Source organism: Pseudarthrobacter sp. MOO13 (assembly GCF_058267655.1).
Genome location: NZ_CM177848.1, coordinates 2,483,522 through 2,498,567, shown reverse-complemented (window position 1 = coordinate 2,498,567; position 15,046 = coordinate 2,483,522). Strand labels below are relative to the sequence as shown.

The following is a 15,046-nucleotide window of genomic DNA, read 5'->3' as shown; positions in this document are numbered from 1 at the left end:
GAGGCCCCCTTCGTTTACCGGCGCCTTGCTACGAACGCGGCGCGGAGTACATTTCCTCGATGACCGTTTCGAAGTCCTTTATCACCTGGGCCCGCTTGACCTTCATGGAAGGGGTCAGGTGCCCGGAAGCCTCGGTGAAGTCCGCCGGAACGATCCGGAAGGACTTGATGGCTTCGGCCTGCGAGACCGACGTGTTTGCCGCGGTGATCAGGTCCTGCACCGCCGCCTTCACTACCGGATTGCCCGCGGCCTGCTCGAGCGTGGTGTCCGCTGGAAGGCCGTGGCGCTGGAGCCAGCCCGGCAGTGCTTCCTGGTCCAGGGTCACCAAGGCGCCGATGAAGGGCCTGTTGTCGCCCACCACCAGGACCTGGGAGACCAGGGCGTCGGCGCGGATCTGGTCCTCCAGGAGGGCCGGGATCACGTTCTTGCCGCCGGCGGTAACGATGATCTCCTTCTTACGCCCGGTGATCCATACGAAGCCTTCCTCGTCCAGCCGGCCGATGTCTCCGGTGTGGAACCAGCCGTCGGTGAACGCCTCGCCCGTGAGGTCCTCCCGTCGGTAGTAGCCCCGCATGACGCAGACGCCCTTGGCCAGGATCTCGCCGTCGTCGGCGATCTTGACCGCGTTGCCCGGCAGCGGCTTGCCCACTGATCCGATCTTGATCCGTGACGGCGTGTTGACCGTGATGGGAGCGGTGGTCTCGGTGAGGCCGTATCCCTCCAGCACCTGCAGCCCGATTCCTTGGAAGAAATGACCCAGCCGCTCGCCCAGGGGGCCGCCGCCGGACACGGCGTGCGCGACGTGTCCGCCCATTGCCGCCCGCAACTTGCCGTACACCAGTTTGTCGAACAGGGCGTGGCGCAACTTCAGGCCCAGCCCCACCCGTCCGTCCTGGCGTGCCTTGGAGAACGCAATGGCGGTGTCGGCTGCCCGGTGGAAGATGGCGCCCTTGCCGCCGTCCTCCGCTTTGGTCAGTGCGGAGTTGTAGACCTTCTCGAAGACCCTCGGTACCGCCAGGATGAAGGTGGGCTCGTAGCTCTGCAGGTCGCCCAGGAGGTTCTTGATGTCGGGGGTGTGGGCCACGGTGGTGCCGGCGGCCATCGCAAGCACGGAAATGAAGCGGGCGAACACGTGGGCCATCGGCAGGAACATGATGGTCTTGGCGTTCTCGTGGACGATGTCGCCGATGATGGCCAGGGCGTTGTCCGAGAGCTCCACGAAGTTCCCGTGCGTCAGCTCGCAGCCCTTGGGCCGTCCCGTGGTTCCGGAGGTGTAGATGATGGTGGCGACGTCGCCAAGGTTCGCTGCGCTGCGTCGCTTTTCGAGTTCTTCATCGCTGACGTCCCGGCCGGCATCGCGGAGCGCGTCCAGTCCCTGGCCCTCAAGCTGCCAGACGTGCTGCACGGCGGTGAGCCCCTCAGCCGTAACGGCCTGGCGGATGACGTTCTCGTGGTGCGCGGATTCGCCGAAAGCGGCCACAGCGCCCGAATCCCCGAGGTTCCAGGCGACCTGGGACGGGGACGACGTTTCATAGATGGGGACCGACACTGCACCGGCGAACCAGATGGAGAAGTCGACCAGTGCCCACTCGTAACGGGTGCGGGACATGATGCCCACGCGGTCGCCTGCAGCAACGCCGCTGGCGATCAGGCCCTTGGCCAAGGCTCTGACATCTGCCAGGAAGTCCGTGGCGGCAACGTTCTGCCACGCGCCCCCGGCATCCAGGCGCGAAAACAGTGCCGGATTGCTGGCCTTGCCTGCCTGCCGCAACACCAGGTCGGTGATGTTGGATTCGGGTGGGACAACAACCAGGGGCGGAACACTGAATTCGCGCACTATAGCTCCTTTGATATCTGAAGTCCCGCGCAGGGGGTTGCCTAAAGACTAATACCCCGGGCGGGACTGTGCAGTACATAAACCTACTGGCGAGTAACTTAGCCGTCAATGAGAGCCGTGTGCGCCCGCGTATGTCAAGACAATTCCGGTGCCCGCCTAGAATGGTGGACTATGTACGGAGCGTTGCCCGGCGATCAGGCCGGCCCCCTTGGAAGACCGGCTCCCTGGCGGCGCCGTCCCGCCATCCAGCGCGCCGGACGGTTGCACGGCGGCGGCGTCCGCGGGCACCTCCGCCTTGGCCGCAAGGGATTGGCCATCGGGATCGATATCGGGGGGACCAAGGTCGCCGCGGGCGTTGTGGACGCCGAAGGCCGGATTCTCAGCGAAGCGCGCCGGTCCACGCCTGGCACCGACCCGCGGGCGGTGGAGCAGGTCATTGTCGAACTCGTCGAGGAACTGGGCCGGGGCCACCGCATCTGGTCGGTGGGAATCGGCGCCGCAGGGTGGATGGACCTGGCCGGCGGAACCGTCCTCTTCAGTCCGCATCTGGCCTGGCGCAACGAGCCTCTCCGCGAGAACCTGCAACGGCTCCTTCGCCGTCCCGTGCTCCTGACCAACGACGCCGATGCTGCGGCGTGGGCGGAATGGCGCTTCGGTGCCGGCCAAGGGGAGGACCGCCTGGTGTGCATCACCCTTGGGACTGGAATCGGCGGGGCCATGGTGATGGACGGCAGGGTGGAACGCGGCCGCTTCGGAGTTGCCGGCGAGTTTGGCCACCAGATCATCATGCCCGGCGGCCACCGGTGCGAGTGCGGCAACCGCGGATGCTGGGAACAATACGCATCGGGCAACGCCCTGGGCCGGGAGGCCCGGCTCCTCGCCCGGGCAAATTCGCCCGTAGCCCAGGACCTGCTGGCGGCCGTGGGCGGACGTCCGGAAGCAATCACGGGTGCAATCGTCACGGAACTGGCCCTGGCAGGCGACCGTGCCTCGCGCGAACTGATCGAGGAAGTGGGCGAATGGCTTGGCCTGGGACTGGCCAACCTGGCCGCAGCCCTCGATCCAGGCATGTTCGTCATCGGCGGGGGCTTGTGCTCTGCGGGTGACCTGCTGGTGCAGCCGGCCCGCAAGGCGTTCTCCCGGAACCTCACCGGCCGTGGCTTCCGGCCGGAAGCGGCCATCGAACTGGCGGCCCTGGGTCCCAATGCCGGCCTGATCGGCGCAGCCGACCTCTCCCGCGTCAGCAGCCGCGTCCGCAGCTGACCTGGCCGGGGAGCCCTGCTAGACCCTCGCGCCGTCGTCGTCGCCGTTCTTTTCCTGCGGCAGCTTCATGATCAGGTAAACGGTCGCGAGCACGAAGACGGCAACAATGCCGACGATCGCCAGCAGGGGTGCCGACCGCCAGAACATTGCCGACAACAGCAGCGCCACCGGTCCGCCCACGGCTCCCAGCCACGCCAGCATGGTCAGCGGATCGGTGCCGGCCAGGCTGGGCGGCTCCTCGGGCACGAACTCACCGCCGTCGTCGTCAACCTCATAGTCGCGGGGTCCCTCGGACGGGCCGGCAGGCTCCGTGCCCGTCCCGCCGGCGGCTGCTGCCTGGCGCTCCGCCGCCGGCATCCCGGCCAGCCCCAGGGGGTCGAAGTCCTGGAACGACGGCGGCTGGTGGGTTTCCGGCGCTCCGGACACCTTCCCGGACGGTGGCAGCTGGCCGCCTGCCGGGGTATCAGGGCGCGTTGCCACGGTGTCCGATTCGAGCCGTGCCACCAGGTCCAGCCAGACGGCGTCATCCTGGCTGGCCCCCGGATCCGGCTGGCCCGGGTCATGCCTGTTCATGGCGGCCCTCCTGCCCAGCAGCGGCGGGACTGGCCGGGGGCGCGGCGTTCAGGACCCGCCGAATGAAATCCACCGAGCCCTCGAAAATCAGTTCTGCGTCGTTGTCCAGGGTGGCGACGTGGTAACTGTTTTCCAGCCGGACCACGTCCAGGGGTGCGTTCGCCAGCCCGCGCCGAAGGACGGCCATGCTGGCATCGGACACCACATGGTCCACGGTTGACCGGTACACCTGGACCGGGGCGGTGATCCGGGGGAGGAGCCGGAGGGTGTCCTTGAACATCTTGTTGAGTTCGTGGGCGGCGGCCACCGGGGTGCGTGCGTAGGCGCCCTCATCCACGCCGGCTTTGAGGATGTCGTTGCCGATGGACGGGGTGCTCTTCAGGACCAGCTTCAGGATGCCCGCCAGCGGCGCGCGGGGGTCGTCGACCACCAGGCCGGGGTTCACCAGGACCACTCCCGCCACCGGCCTGGTTGCGGCAATCCTCAGCGCCAGGGCACCGCCCATGCTCAGCCCGGCAGCGAAAACCCGGTCGCACTGGGAGTCCAGCTCTAGGAACGCTTCATCGAGGGCGCTGTGCCATTGCTGCCAGCGGGTCCGGGAGAGGTCCTGCCACGTCGTGCCGTGGCCCGGAAGCAGCGGCATCCGGACGGCGAACCCAGCCTCGGCGAACGCCGTGGCCCAGGCGCGCAAACCATGCGGGCTTCCCGTGAAGCCATGGGACAGGACGATTCCGGTGCGGGGACCCTCGCCGCTGAAGGCACTGGAGAAGGGGCTGTGGTCGGGGACGGAGGTCATGGGGTCTCCAAGGTACTGGTGCGGCGGGCGTGGGCGGCGACGAATGCTTCCGATTTCTCGAAGATCGCGGGCGCGTCCACGTCCAGAGTAGCCACATGTCCGCTGCTGGCAAGCTCCACCACCTCGGCGAGGTTTCCCCGCAGCCCTTTCTCCAGGAGGGTCAGGGATGATGGCGGGACCACGGCGTCCGTCCGCGATTTGAAGACCTGGACCGGGGCGTCCACTTTCGGCAGCCCGCGGATTGCGGCGCCAAAGAGCTTCTTGAGCTCATGCACGGCCGCCAGCGGAGTCCGCGAATAGTCGCCGTCGTCCGTTGCCGCCGCCGTAGGCTGGTCCTCCTGGATGGGAATCGTGGTCCGCTGGAAGTACTTGAGGACACCGATCACGCGCACCCGGCGGTCATAGAAGCTCAGGCCCGGGTTGACGATGGTGACTCCCGCAGCGTGGTGGCGGGAGGCCGCAAGCAGGGCGATCGCACCGCCCATGGAGAGGCCGGCGGTAAACGTCATTTCCGTCCGCGCGGAAAGATCCAGGAAGGCTTCCTCGTAACTGAGGTACCAGTCCTGCCACCCTGTTCGGGCGAGCTGGCGCCAGTGGGTCCCATGTCCCGGCAGCAGGGGAACGGACACCGCGTATCCCTGGTCCGCCAGGTGGGTTGCCCACGGCAGCACGCTTAGCGGGCTGCCGGTGAACCCGTGGCAGATGGCGATGCCAATCCGCGCATTGGGGCCGTGGCCTGGATAGCTGAAAGCGGCCGGACGGGGCGGGGTGCTGCTTTCAGTCATGACTCCATCGTGTCACTGTTCCTGCCAAATCTCACTAGAGTAGGGTTGCATTGAATCGCTGGCCAGGCCCGACGCCGGGGCTGGAAGCCGCCTTCCGGAGAGGTTCGCCACGTGTTCTATTGGGTCATGAAAAGGATCTTCCTCGGTCCGGTGATCAAGATGCTTTTCCGGCCGTGGGTCAAGGGCCTGGACAACATCCCTGCGCAGGGGGCCGCCATTATCGCCTCCAACCACCTGTCATTCTCGGATTCCATCTTCATGCCGCTCATGGTCCGCCGCCCGGTGGTGTTCCTGGCAAAGTCGGAATACTTCACGGGAACCGGGATCAAGGGCAGGTTGACGGCGGCGTTCTTCCGCCTGACCAACCAGCTGCCCATGGACCGGTCCGGCGGTGCGGCCTCGGCGGCGTCCCTGAACGCCGGGATGGACGTGCTCACCTCCGGCGGCCTGCTGGGCATCTACCCCGAGGGCACGCGCAGCCCGGACGCCCGGTTGTACCGCGGGAAAGTGGGTGTGGCCCGGCTGGCGCTGCAGGCGGGAGTTCCCGTCATTCCCGTGGCCATGATCGGCACCGACAAAGTCCAGCCCATCGGCAAGCGGCTGCCCAACATCCGCAGGATCGGCATGATCTTCGGCGAGCCGCTGGATTTCAGCCAATACCGCGACCAGGCGGAAGACCGCACCGTGCAGCGGCTTGTCACCGACGAGATCATGACCAACCTGATGCGGCTGTCCGGCCAGGAGTACGTGGACGAGTACGCCGCCGTGGTCAAGCTGCGGCTTGCCGGCAAGCCCGTGAAACCCCAGGCGGCAGCCGAGCCACTGGCCGCGCCGGTCGCCGCCGACGGCGAGTTTGTCCAGGGCAGCGGCCCGAAGGCCCCGGCGGAAGGCACTCCGGCCCCGGAGGACGACGCCGGGACATCCGCCGCCAGGTAACAGCACTGGGCTTTCCTGTGCTGTTATGACGCCGGTGCCGGGCTGAGTGACGACGCTGTGCCCGCCGCTCCCGCCCGGACGCTAGTCTTAGATGGTGACTGAGCTATCCGCAAAACCTGCCTTTTCGCTGTCCAGTACCGCCCAGAGCGGGGCGGCCAACTATCCCGGACTCGACAACTGGCGGGACCTTCCCATCTCGCAGCAGCCCAGCTGGCAGGACCGCGGCGTCTTCGAGGCCTCGGTAAAGGAACTTTCCGTCCTCCCCCCGCTGGTTTTCGCCGGTGAAGTGGACGTGCTGCGCGAGCGGCTCGCCGCCGCGGCCCAGGGCAAGGCTTTCCTGCTGCAGGGCGGCGACTGCGCCGAAACGTTCGAGGCCGCCACGGCGGACAAGATCAGCGCCCGCGTCAAGACCATTCTGCAGATGGCGGTGGTGCTCACGTACGGGGCGGCAATGCCGGTCATCAAGATGGGCAGGATGGCGGGCCAGTTCGCCAAGCCCCGTTCCTCAAACGACGAAACCCGCGACGGCGTCACGCTTCCCGCCTACCGCGGCGACATTGTCAACGGCTACGATTTCACGCCCGAGTCCCGCGGCCATGACGCCGCCAGGATGCTCCGCGCCTACCACACCTCGGCGTCCACCCTGAACCTCATCCGGGCCTTCACCCAGGGTGGATTCGCGGACCTCCGCTCGGTGCACCAGTGGAACAAGGGGTTCACCGAAAACCCGGCCCACGCGCGCTACGAGTCACTGGCCCGGGACATCGACCGCGCCATCAAATTCATGGACTCCTGCGGCGCCGACTTCGAAGCCCTCAAGCGGGTGGAGTTCTTCGCCAGCCACGAGGCATTGCTGCTTGATTACGAGCGCGCCCTGACGCGCATCGACTCCCGCACCGGTTTCCCCTACGACACCTCGGCCCACTTCCTGTGGATCGGGGAGCGCACCCGGGAACTGGACCACGCACACGTCGACTTCCTCTCGCGGGTGCGCAACCCCATCGGGGTCAAGCTCGGCCCGTCCACCACCGGTGATGACGCCCTGCGCCTGATCGACAAGCTGGACCCTGACCGCGAGCCCGGCCGCCTGACCTTCATCACCCGCATGGGTGCCGGCAACATCCGAGAGAAGCTGCCTGCCGTCGTCGAGAAGGTCACAGCGTCCGGTGCCCAGGTGCTGTGGGTCACCGACCCCATGCACGGCAACACCGTCACGTCGCCCAACGGCTACAAGACGCGCAATTTCGACGACGTCATCGACGAAGTGCGCGGCTTCTTCGAAGTGCACCACGGGTTGGGCACGGTACCGGGCGGCCTGCACGTGGAGATGACCGGCGACGATGTGGCCGAGTGCCTGGGCGGCGCGGACCCGATCGACCAGGATGCCTTCCTGGACCGCTATGAATCCGTGTGCGATCCCCGCCTGAACCATATGCAGTCGCTGGAAATGGCGTTCCTCGTCGCCGGGGCCCTCGCCAAGAACTAGGCCGGGTTGGGGCCGGCACTGCCGGCCCCACCCTCTTACACCACGGTGATGGTGATGACGGAACCCTCCGGGACCTTCCGGTTCACCGGTTCCTGGTCCCGGACGGTGCCGAAGAAGCCGCCGAGGATGTTGTTGACCCTTACCTGGAAGCCCAGCGCTTCCAAGGCCTTCCGCGCGTCTGCAGCCTGCTTGCCGATGAAGCTGGGGACATCCACCATCTTTGGCCCCTTGGAAAGGGTCAGGGTGACCGTCCCGCCGCGGGTCAGTGTCCCGGTGGCCGGAGTCTGGCTGACCACGGCGCCCTCGGGAACGGATTTGTCGAACACCGCATCGGGTGATGTATCGGCAGTGAGCCCCGCGGCCTTGATCGCGGCGACGGCGTCGTCCTTGGCCTTGCCCACGACGGAGGGAACGGGGATCGGCTGCGGTCCCTTGGATACCACCATCTCCACGGGCGTGCCATGCCGGGCGGGAGTGCCGGCCGCCGGATTTTGCGAGAGCACCGTGCCGGCCGCGGTTTGGTCGTCATACTGTTCGTTGACCGGGCCCAGCGCCATTTGGGCTGCGTTGAGGGCGTTCTTCGCGTCCGTCAGGGTTCCGCCCGTGAGTTTGGGCAGGGGGAAGAGCTGCGGTCCCTTCGAGACCAGCAGGGAGACCGGTTGGAATTTCCGGATCTCCGTTCCGGCGGACGGATCGCTGCCCACCACCAGCCCGTTGGGCACCTGGTCATCGAAGACATCGCTGGTGGTGGAATGGAAACCCACCCCGTTGAGCAGCTGCTGGGCCTGCGCCACCGTTTTATTGGCGACGGGCGGCACCTCGGCCGCGGCGCCTGGTCCCATGCCGAAAAACCATCCGGCGCCCGTGGCCAGCAGGGCGGCAACAATAAGCACGACAATCCACACGATGCCGCGGCGGCGGGGGTTGCCCTCCCGGAGTGTCCGCGCCGGAGTGGCGGCCGCCCGCGCGCGGACCTTTTCGTCCTCCCTGTCCGACCGGCGCTGCGCCCGCTTGCTGAGCCGGGGCGGCGGCGCAGTCCAGGCGTCGTCGGCGTCGTCGGCGTCGTCGGGAAGTGCGAGGTCCGGCCGCCGGGAGTGGAATATCAGGGCTTCCGTAGCAGCCCCGCCGTCCGTGCTGTTGTGCTGCAACGGTGGCCGTCCGGGGGGATAGCCGGGGGCAGCCGGCCGTGCGGGGGGCATCAGCGTTGTGGGATTGCTGGCGCGGGCCAGGACCTCGGTCTGGTGCTGGGCCGTTGCTGCTGCAGCTGCGGGCGGCTGCAGGTCAAGTTCGGCATCCGTGAGGTTGGTCCGGATGTGGCGCAGCTCCTGGAGCAGCGCATTGCCGTCGACCGGCCGGTTTTCCGGATCATTGGCGGTGCACCACTGAACCAGCTCATCGACTTCCGCTGCGAGGCCGGGAACCAGGGCCGACGGCGGCCCGACCGTTCCGTTGACATGCTGGTAGGCGACCTGGATGGGGACGTCACCCTCGAACGGCTGCCGCCCCGTCAGCATTTCGTACAACATGATGCCCACGGAATAGACATCGCTTCGCTCGTCCGCCGGTTGGCCCAGGACCAGCTCGGGGGAGATATAGGCGACGGTGCCGATCAGCGCACCGGTGCTGGTGGAACTGGTGACCGCGCGGGCCAGGCCGAAATCGCCAATCTTTATCCTGCCGTCATCGGCGATCAGGACATTCTCCGGCTTGACGTCCCGGTGGATGAAGCCTGCTGCGTGCGCGGCTCCCAGGCCCTCCACCACGGGGTCGATCAGGGCCAGCGCCAGCCGCGGCGAGAGGGCGCCCCGTTCCCTGAGGACGTCCCGAAGCGTGTGGCCCTTGATGTACTCCATGACGAGGTAGGCGGTGTTGCCGTCGTTGCCCTGGTCCAGGACACCCACCACGTGCGGGTGCGAGAGGCGCGCGGCGGCCTTCGCTTCGCGGCCAAGCCTGCCAAGGAAGCTTTCGTCGGCGGCGAGGTGCGGGTGGAGCACCTTGAGCGCCACTTCGCGGTCCAGCCTCTGGTCGACGGCCAGGTAGACGGTGGACATTCCGCCGCGGGCGAGTCTGGAGGCCACTGCGTAGCGGTTGTCCACCAGTGTCCCTGCAAGGGGGTCTGTCACGTGTTCCTGCACCTTACGATCCTAATCCCGCGGCAAAAGGCATCCGAAACGGAAGCGGGTCCGAACCGGTAACGGTTCGGACCCGCGGTGTTTCATCCGGAGCCGGTGATGCCCGGGGGCTCAGCTGTAGTTTTTCTGGTTTGCCTTGATAGCGGCTACGTAGGCCTTGGTGTCGTCGTACATTCCGTGCTTGCTCACCGAGTACTGGCCTTGGTAGTACCCGGCGATGGCCGTGTCCTGGTCCTTGCTGGTTGCCAGCAACTGGCGAAGGATGGCGATGCCTGCCGTCGCGTTGTCGTAAGGGTCGAGCAGGTTCAGCTTGCGCCCGACCAAGTCGGATGCCCACTGCCCGGAGCTGGGAATGACCTGCATGGTTCCGATCGCGTTCGCCGGTGACACGGCCCGCTGGTTGAAGCCTGACTCCTGGTAGGCAAAGGCGAGGGCCAGCGAGGTATCCACGCCCATTCGACGGGCGGTATCCGCCACGATGTTCTTCATTTCATCCCTCGAAGGGACGGGGGACGCGTTGAGGAGGGCTTTGTTCTCGTTGGCCGAACTCACGACCGCTGCCGGGTAGCTGAAGCCGAGGAAGGTGCTGGGGACCAGGGGAGCGGGGGCAGGCTGCGGGGCTGCGGGGGCGGGCTGCGGGCCTGCCTGTCCGGCGCCGCCGGGGATGACCAGTTTGCTGCCGGGGTAGATGACGGTGGTCATGCTCAACTGGTTCGCGGAGAGCAGGTCCGACAACTTGACCCCGTGCCGGGAGGCAATGGCTGAGAGGGTGTCACCGGCCTTGATCGTGTAGGAACCGGAGGCCGGAGCGGACGTGACGGCCAAGGCGGGTGCAGGAGGAGCAGCCGGGGCGGGAGCCGCCGGTGCCGGTGCAGCAGTGGCGGGAGCGGCGTTTCCGGCGCTGACCTTGATCTTCTGGCCCGGGTAGATGATGGAGCGCATCGACAGGTTGTTCCAGGCAAAGACGTCGGAGAGGCCCACATTGTGCCGCGCGGCAATGGCACCCAAGGTGTCTCCAGGCTTCACCGTATAGGTTGCGCCGCCCGGGGCTGACGGTGCTGCCGGAGCCTGCGCTGCCGGAGCCGGCGAGGGGGCTGCCGGTGCTGCCGAGCCGGACAGTTTGATCTTCTGGCCGGGGTAAATGATGGTGTTCGGCTGGAGGTTGTTCAGCTTGAGGATTTCCCCTGTGTCCAGTCCGAAGCGGCCGGCGATCGCGCTCACGGTGTCGCCCCGGACGATGGTGTACTCCGCAGGGGGCGCCGGCTGTGCGGGCTGCAGGGTGGCCGGAATGGTGGTGGAGACAGAAGAGGCGGGGATGACCGCGCCGGAAACCTGGGCAGCTGCCTGGGCTTTCATGGCCGCTGCAAGGCTGCTGGGAATGGTGCGTACCGGCTGCGCTGCCGCTGCGGGTTGGGCAAGGGCCAAGGATGACAGGACAACCGCTGGCAGTGCCGCGGTGGTGGCGGCAATCATCGGCAGGCTCGGCTTGGGGGGCTGCTTGGGCGAGCGGGACATCGACATGGAAAGAATCCTCTTCTCAACTGCGGGCGCGGACGCGGGCGGGGATGCCGCTGTCAATCTTGATACTACTGTGACTTAAGTTATTCGTGTTACAACTGTGATCAAAGTGAATCTTTCACGAATTTGCGATTAGCACAAGAAGCCGGAGAATGCCCGGAATGGCCACTTTCATGGAGTGTCCCGGGGCGGCCAGGCAAATGAATTGCCCCGACTAGGCGACAAGGTACGCAGCGTGGCAACCTTGGTCCGTGAGTAATGTAGAAAACCTGGTGGGCGAGTGGTTGCCGCTGCCCGACGTCGCACGTTTGTTGGATGTTTCCGTCACGAAGGTCCATGGCCTGATTGACGACCATGCTTTGGCCGCGGTGCGGGTTGGGGAGCGGAAGATCCGTTCGGTTCCCGCAGAATTCATCCAGGATGGCCAGGTAGTGGACAGCCTCAAAGGCACCATTGTGGTGCTCTCCGATGCAGGTTATTCGGATGAAGACCTCATTGTGTGGCTGTTTACCGCCGATGAATCATTGCGCGGCCGCCCTATTGATGCATTGCGGGAAGGCCGCAAGACGGAAATCAGGCGCAGGGCCCAAACTCTCGCCTGGTAACTTGCCGCTTAGGAGGCTCGGCTGACGGTTGCTTCAGCCAGCCTCCGCAGGGCGGTCTTGGGCAGGTCTTCCAGTTCGAGTTCATCGAGGGCATCAAATGCCGCGGCACCGAATTCCCCGATCAGGACCTCCGTAGCCTGCAGCGCGCCGGAATCCTCGATGATCCGCCTGATGTCGAGGATGTCCGCCTCGGAAAGATCGGGGCTGCCGAGGCTGGCGTCGATAAAGGCCGACTCCGCGGGTGATGCCTGGTCCAGGGCCAGCGCCACCAGGACCGTGCGCTTGCCCTCCCTTAAATCGTCCCCCGCGGGCTTGCCCGTGGTCAGCGGATCGCCGAATACCCCCAGGACGTCGTCGCGGAGCTGGAATGCTTCGCCGAGCGGCAGGGCGAACGCCGAGTAGCCGCGGAGCAGCTCGTTAGACGCTCCAGCCAAGGCTCCGCCCAGTGCCAGCGGATGTTCGGTGGAGTACTTGGCGCTCTTGAACCGGATGATGGACTGGGCCCTGCCGACCGCTCCGGCGCGGTCCCGGACCGGCCCTGCCACTTCCTCAAGGATGTCCAGGTACTGTCCGGCCATTACCTCGGCGCGCATGAGGTTGAAGATCAGCCGTGCCCTGCTGCCTGAGGCTGCACGCTCGCCGATGTCGGTGAACGCTTCCTCGCTGAAGGACAGGCAAAGGTCGCCGGCAAGGATGGCTGCTGCCTGGCCGAAGCGTTCGCCGTCCAGGGCCCAGCCCTGCGCGGTATGCAGCTGGCTGAAACGCCGGTGCACACTGGGACCGCCACGCCGGGTGTCCGAACGGTCGATGATGTCATCGTGGATCAGGGCAGCGGCCTGGAACAGTTCCAGTGCGGCACCTGCCGTCACAACCTGGCTGGCTCCGGCCGCCCCGCCGGCGCCGCGCCAGCCCCAGTAGCACATGAGCGCCCGCAGGCGCTTGCCGCCGGTGACCAGGTTCGAGATGGAGCCCATGATGGGCTCGATGTCCGGCGAGATGCCGGACATGATGGACTGTCGCTGGGTCAGGAAGCCGGTCAGTTCGCCGGCCACTCCCGCCACGAAGTCTGCCTGTTCATTCCTCAGCTGCTCCGCGGCCGTCACTTGGCCGACTCAGCTGCGACGTTCGCGCCGATCGTGAACGTGGAAACGCCGGAAGCCTCCACCACCGCGAGGTTCACGGTCTCATTGTCGCCACGGACGAAGTCCTTGGAAGCAACCCCGCCCACGGTATCGCCCGGCACCGCCTTGAAGCCCTGGCCTTCGAGGGCCTTGGTGTAGAAGTCGATGACGGCGCTGGTGGGAGCCGATACCGTGCCCACCAGCGCGGCCGTTGCCGGGGTGGATGCCTTGTCAAAGCTGCTGGACACCACCGTGGCCCCGGTCATCAGGGGAAGAAGCTGCTGGGGAAATCCTTCGACGACGGCGCCGACCGTTGCCGACGTGTTGGGGGATGCCGACGGGCTGGGCGAGGCCGTGAGGGTGGACTGCGTGGCGGCAATGGAAGCGGTCTGGGAGGACTCTGCCTGGCCTGACGGGGCTTGGCTGCACGCGGCAAGGGCGAGGACCCCGACGGCGGCAAGCGCGGCCAGGCCAGCTGGCTTGAAGTTTCCAATAACCGTCACAGAGACTTTCCTCCTGGTGTTGTGGGCGGAATCAGCCTCCAGTTTAGCCAGCCTCCGGAGGGGGCGGCGCAAACCGATAGGATTGCAGCCGTGGTGCCCGCAGGTATGAACCAGCCAGCCGCCGCGCCCCTTCCGGGCCGCCGGCGTTCCTGCATCATGCATGTGGACATGGATGCCTTCTTCGTCTCTGTCGAACTCCGTACCCGCCCCGAACTCCGCGGCAAGCCCGTGATCGTTGGGTTCCCGGGGGAACGGTCCGTGGTCCTGTCGGGTTCTTATGAAGCCCGGGCTTTTGGAGTGAAGTCTGCGATGCCCATGGCCGTGGCGATGCGGATGTGCCCGCAGGCTGTGGTGATTGAACCCCGGCACAAGCTCTACTACGAGGTCTCCGGGCAGCTGATGGCGATTTTCGAATCCATCACCGGGCTCGTGGAGCCGTTGAGTGTTGACGAAGCCTTCCTTGACGTCACCGGTGCGCTGCGCCGGCTGGGGCCGCCCCGGGGGATCGGGGAGCTGATCCGGCGCAGGGTGGCCGCGGAGCTGGGGATCACCGCCTCGGTGGGGATAGCGGAAACGAAGTTCGTGGCCAAGATCGCCTCCACCCGGTGCAAGCCCGACGGGCTCCTGATGATTGGGCCCGACGAAACCGTTCCGTACCTCCACAGCCTCCCGGTTGGCGCACTGTGGGGCGTCGGCGCCAAGACGGGTGAGGCGCTGGCGAACATGGGCATCAAGACCGTGGCCGACGTCGCGGCAACCCCGGTCTCCTCGCTAAAGAAAGTCCTCGGCGCCGCCGGGGAACACGTGCACCAGCTCGCCTGGGGCATTGACCCCCGTCCCGTGACCCCGGTGCGGCTGGAAAAGAGCATCGGGGCGGAAGAGACGTTCGCCGTGGATACGGCCGACGACGCGCTCCTGAGGCGGGAACTGCTCCGGCTGTCCCACCGGACGGCGACGCGGCTGCGCAGCTCGGGCATGGTGGCGCGGACCGTAGCCTTGAAGCTCCGGTTTGCAGACTTCTCCACCATCACCCGCAGCAGGACGGTCCACACCCCGGTCGACAGCGCCCAGCTGATCTATGCGGTGGTACTCCAGCTGTTGGAGTCCCTTGGAACCAGGACAATGACCGTGCGGCTCGTGGGGGTTCGGGCCGAACAGCTTGAGGAAGCGGCGCGGACCTCGCTGCAGCTGAGCATCGACCGCAGGGATGAGAACTGGCGGGCCGCCGAGCAGGCGCTGGACGAGGTAACGCGCAGGTTTGGCAGCAAGTCTGTCCTGCCCGCACGCCTGATGGAGCCGGACATCCCTTCAGGGGACGGAACGGCAGGTCCGGCCTGACCGCCGAAGTCATTGCCGTCTTTCAGATCAGGCCTCAACAATCTATCCTTGGATATACATAGTTTTCGAGTGAATGGACTTACTGCCGGACCCTCTTGGACATGCTCCCGCCCCCGCGACTGCATGTAAGGTTCCCGTCTTGGCCGCCGCCGG

General features: G+C 66.5%; 13 protein-coding genes. 5 read left to right on the top strand and 8 right to left on the bottom strand.

Annotated elements, in window-relative coordinates; genetic code table 11:
* Positions 1-28 precede the first annotated feature (28 nt).
* Positions 29-1,837 (bottom strand): AMP-dependent synthetase/ligase, encoded by a 1,809-nt coding sequence (locus tag AC4EEO_RS11500; protein WP_018763531.1) that lies wholly within the window; start codon positions 1,835-1,837, stop codon positions 29-31.
* Positions 1,838-2,008: 171 nt separating this feature from the next.
* Here AC4EEO_RS11500 and AC4EEO_RS11495 point away from each other — a divergent pair, with 171 nt between their 5' ends.
* Positions 2,009-3,100, top strand: coding sequence for an ROK family glucokinase (locus AC4EEO_RS11495; RefSeq protein ID WP_026265086.1), 1,092 nt, complete (start codon positions 2,009-2,011; stop codon positions 3,098-3,100).
* 18 nt (positions 3,101-3,118) lie between these two features.
* Here the strand turns inward: AC4EEO_RS11495 and AC4EEO_RS11490 are convergent, their stop codons facing one another.
* Genes AC4EEO_RS11490 through AC4EEO_RS11480 form a run of 3 tightly spaced genes read right to left on the bottom strand, consistent with a single transcriptional unit; the run spans position 3,119 to position 5,254 of the window.
* Positions 3,119-3,673: a hypothetical protein gene (locus AC4EEO_RS11490; RefSeq protein WP_109864336.1), complete on the bottom strand. Its 555-nt coding sequence runs from the start codon at positions 3,671-3,673 to the stop codon at positions 3,119-3,121.
* A complete protein-coding gene (locus AC4EEO_RS11485; RefSeq protein ID WP_491338878.1) occupies positions 3,660-4,469 on the bottom strand; it encodes an alpha/beta hydrolase in 810 nt (269 codons plus the stop codon). The genes AC4EEO_RS11490 and AC4EEO_RS11485 overlap by 14 nt, the downstream gene beginning before the upstream one ends.
* On the bottom strand, positions 4,466-5,254 hold the full coding sequence (locus AC4EEO_RS11480) for an alpha/beta hydrolase (RefSeq protein WP_491338877.1): 789 nt from the start codon (positions 5,252-5,254) through the stop codon (positions 4,466-4,468). The genes AC4EEO_RS11485 and AC4EEO_RS11480 overlap by 4 nt, the downstream gene beginning before the upstream one ends.
* Positions 5,255-5,365: 111 nt before the next feature.
* On the opposite strand from AC4EEO_RS11480, the gene AC4EEO_RS11475 reads away from it, so the two are divergent.
* Together AC4EEO_RS11475 and AC4EEO_RS11470 are read left to right on the top strand one after the other, a co-directional pair.
* On the top strand, positions 5,366-6,190 hold the full coding sequence (locus tag AC4EEO_RS11475) for a lysophospholipid acyltransferase family protein (RefSeq protein ID WP_018763536.1): 825 nt from the start codon (positions 5,366-5,368) through the stop codon (positions 6,188-6,190).
* A gap of 91 nt (positions 6,191-6,281) precedes the next feature.
* Positions 6,282-7,676 carry a class II 3-deoxy-7-phosphoheptulonate synthase gene (locus AC4EEO_RS11470; RefSeq protein ID WP_018763537.1) on the top strand — a complete coding sequence of 465 codons (1,395 nt, stop codon included), beginning with the start codon at positions 6,282-6,284 and terminating at the stop codon, positions 7,674-7,676.
* Positions 7,677-7,711: 35 nt separating this feature from the next.
* Here the strand turns inward: AC4EEO_RS11470 and pknB are convergent, their stop codons facing one another.
* The gene (gene pknB, locus AC4EEO_RS11465) at positions 7,712-9,811 is read right to left on the bottom strand and encodes a Stk1 family PASTA domain-containing Ser/Thr kinase (protein ID WP_491338876.1); all 2,100 of its coding nucleotides are present in this window, start codon (positions 9,809-9,811) and stop codon (positions 7,712-7,714) included.
* 108 nt (positions 9,812-9,919) lie between these two features.
* A complete protein-coding gene (locus AC4EEO_RS11460) occupies positions 9,920-11,329 on the bottom strand; it encodes a LysM peptidoglycan-binding domain-containing protein (protein WP_491338875.1) in 1,410 nt (469 codons plus the stop codon).
* Positions 11,330-11,577: 248 nt separating this feature from the next.
* Between AC4EEO_RS11460 and AC4EEO_RS11455 the strand changes: the two genes are divergently transcribed.
* Positions 11,578-11,931, top strand: a complete 354-nt coding sequence (locus AC4EEO_RS11455; RefSeq protein WP_026265088.1) for an Rv2175c family DNA-binding protein — start codon at positions 11,578-11,580, stop codon at positions 11,929-11,931.
* Positions 11,932-11,939: 8 nt separating this feature from the next.
* Here the strand turns inward: AC4EEO_RS11455 and AC4EEO_RS11450 are convergent, their stop codons facing one another.
* Together AC4EEO_RS11450 and AC4EEO_RS11445 are read right to left on the bottom strand one after the other, a co-directional pair.
* Positions 11,940-13,034, bottom strand: a complete 1,095-nt coding sequence (locus AC4EEO_RS11450; protein ID WP_133832211.1) for a polyprenyl synthetase family protein — start codon at positions 13,032-13,034, stop codon at positions 11,940-11,942.
* Positions 13,031-13,555 (bottom strand): hypothetical protein, encoded by a 525-nt coding sequence (locus tag AC4EEO_RS11445; protein ID WP_018763542.1) that lies wholly within the window; start codon positions 13,553-13,555, stop codon positions 13,031-13,033. The genes AC4EEO_RS11450 and AC4EEO_RS11445 overlap by 4 nt, the downstream gene beginning before the upstream one ends.
* 105 nt (positions 13,556-13,660) lie before the next feature.
* Between AC4EEO_RS11445 and dinB the strand changes: the two genes are divergently transcribed.
* Positions 13,661-14,893, top strand: coding sequence for a DNA polymerase IV (dinB, locus tag AC4EEO_RS11440; protein ID WP_491338874.1), 1,233 nt, complete (start codon positions 13,661-13,663; stop codon positions 14,891-14,893).
* Positions 14,894-15,046: the final 153 nt, after the last annotated feature.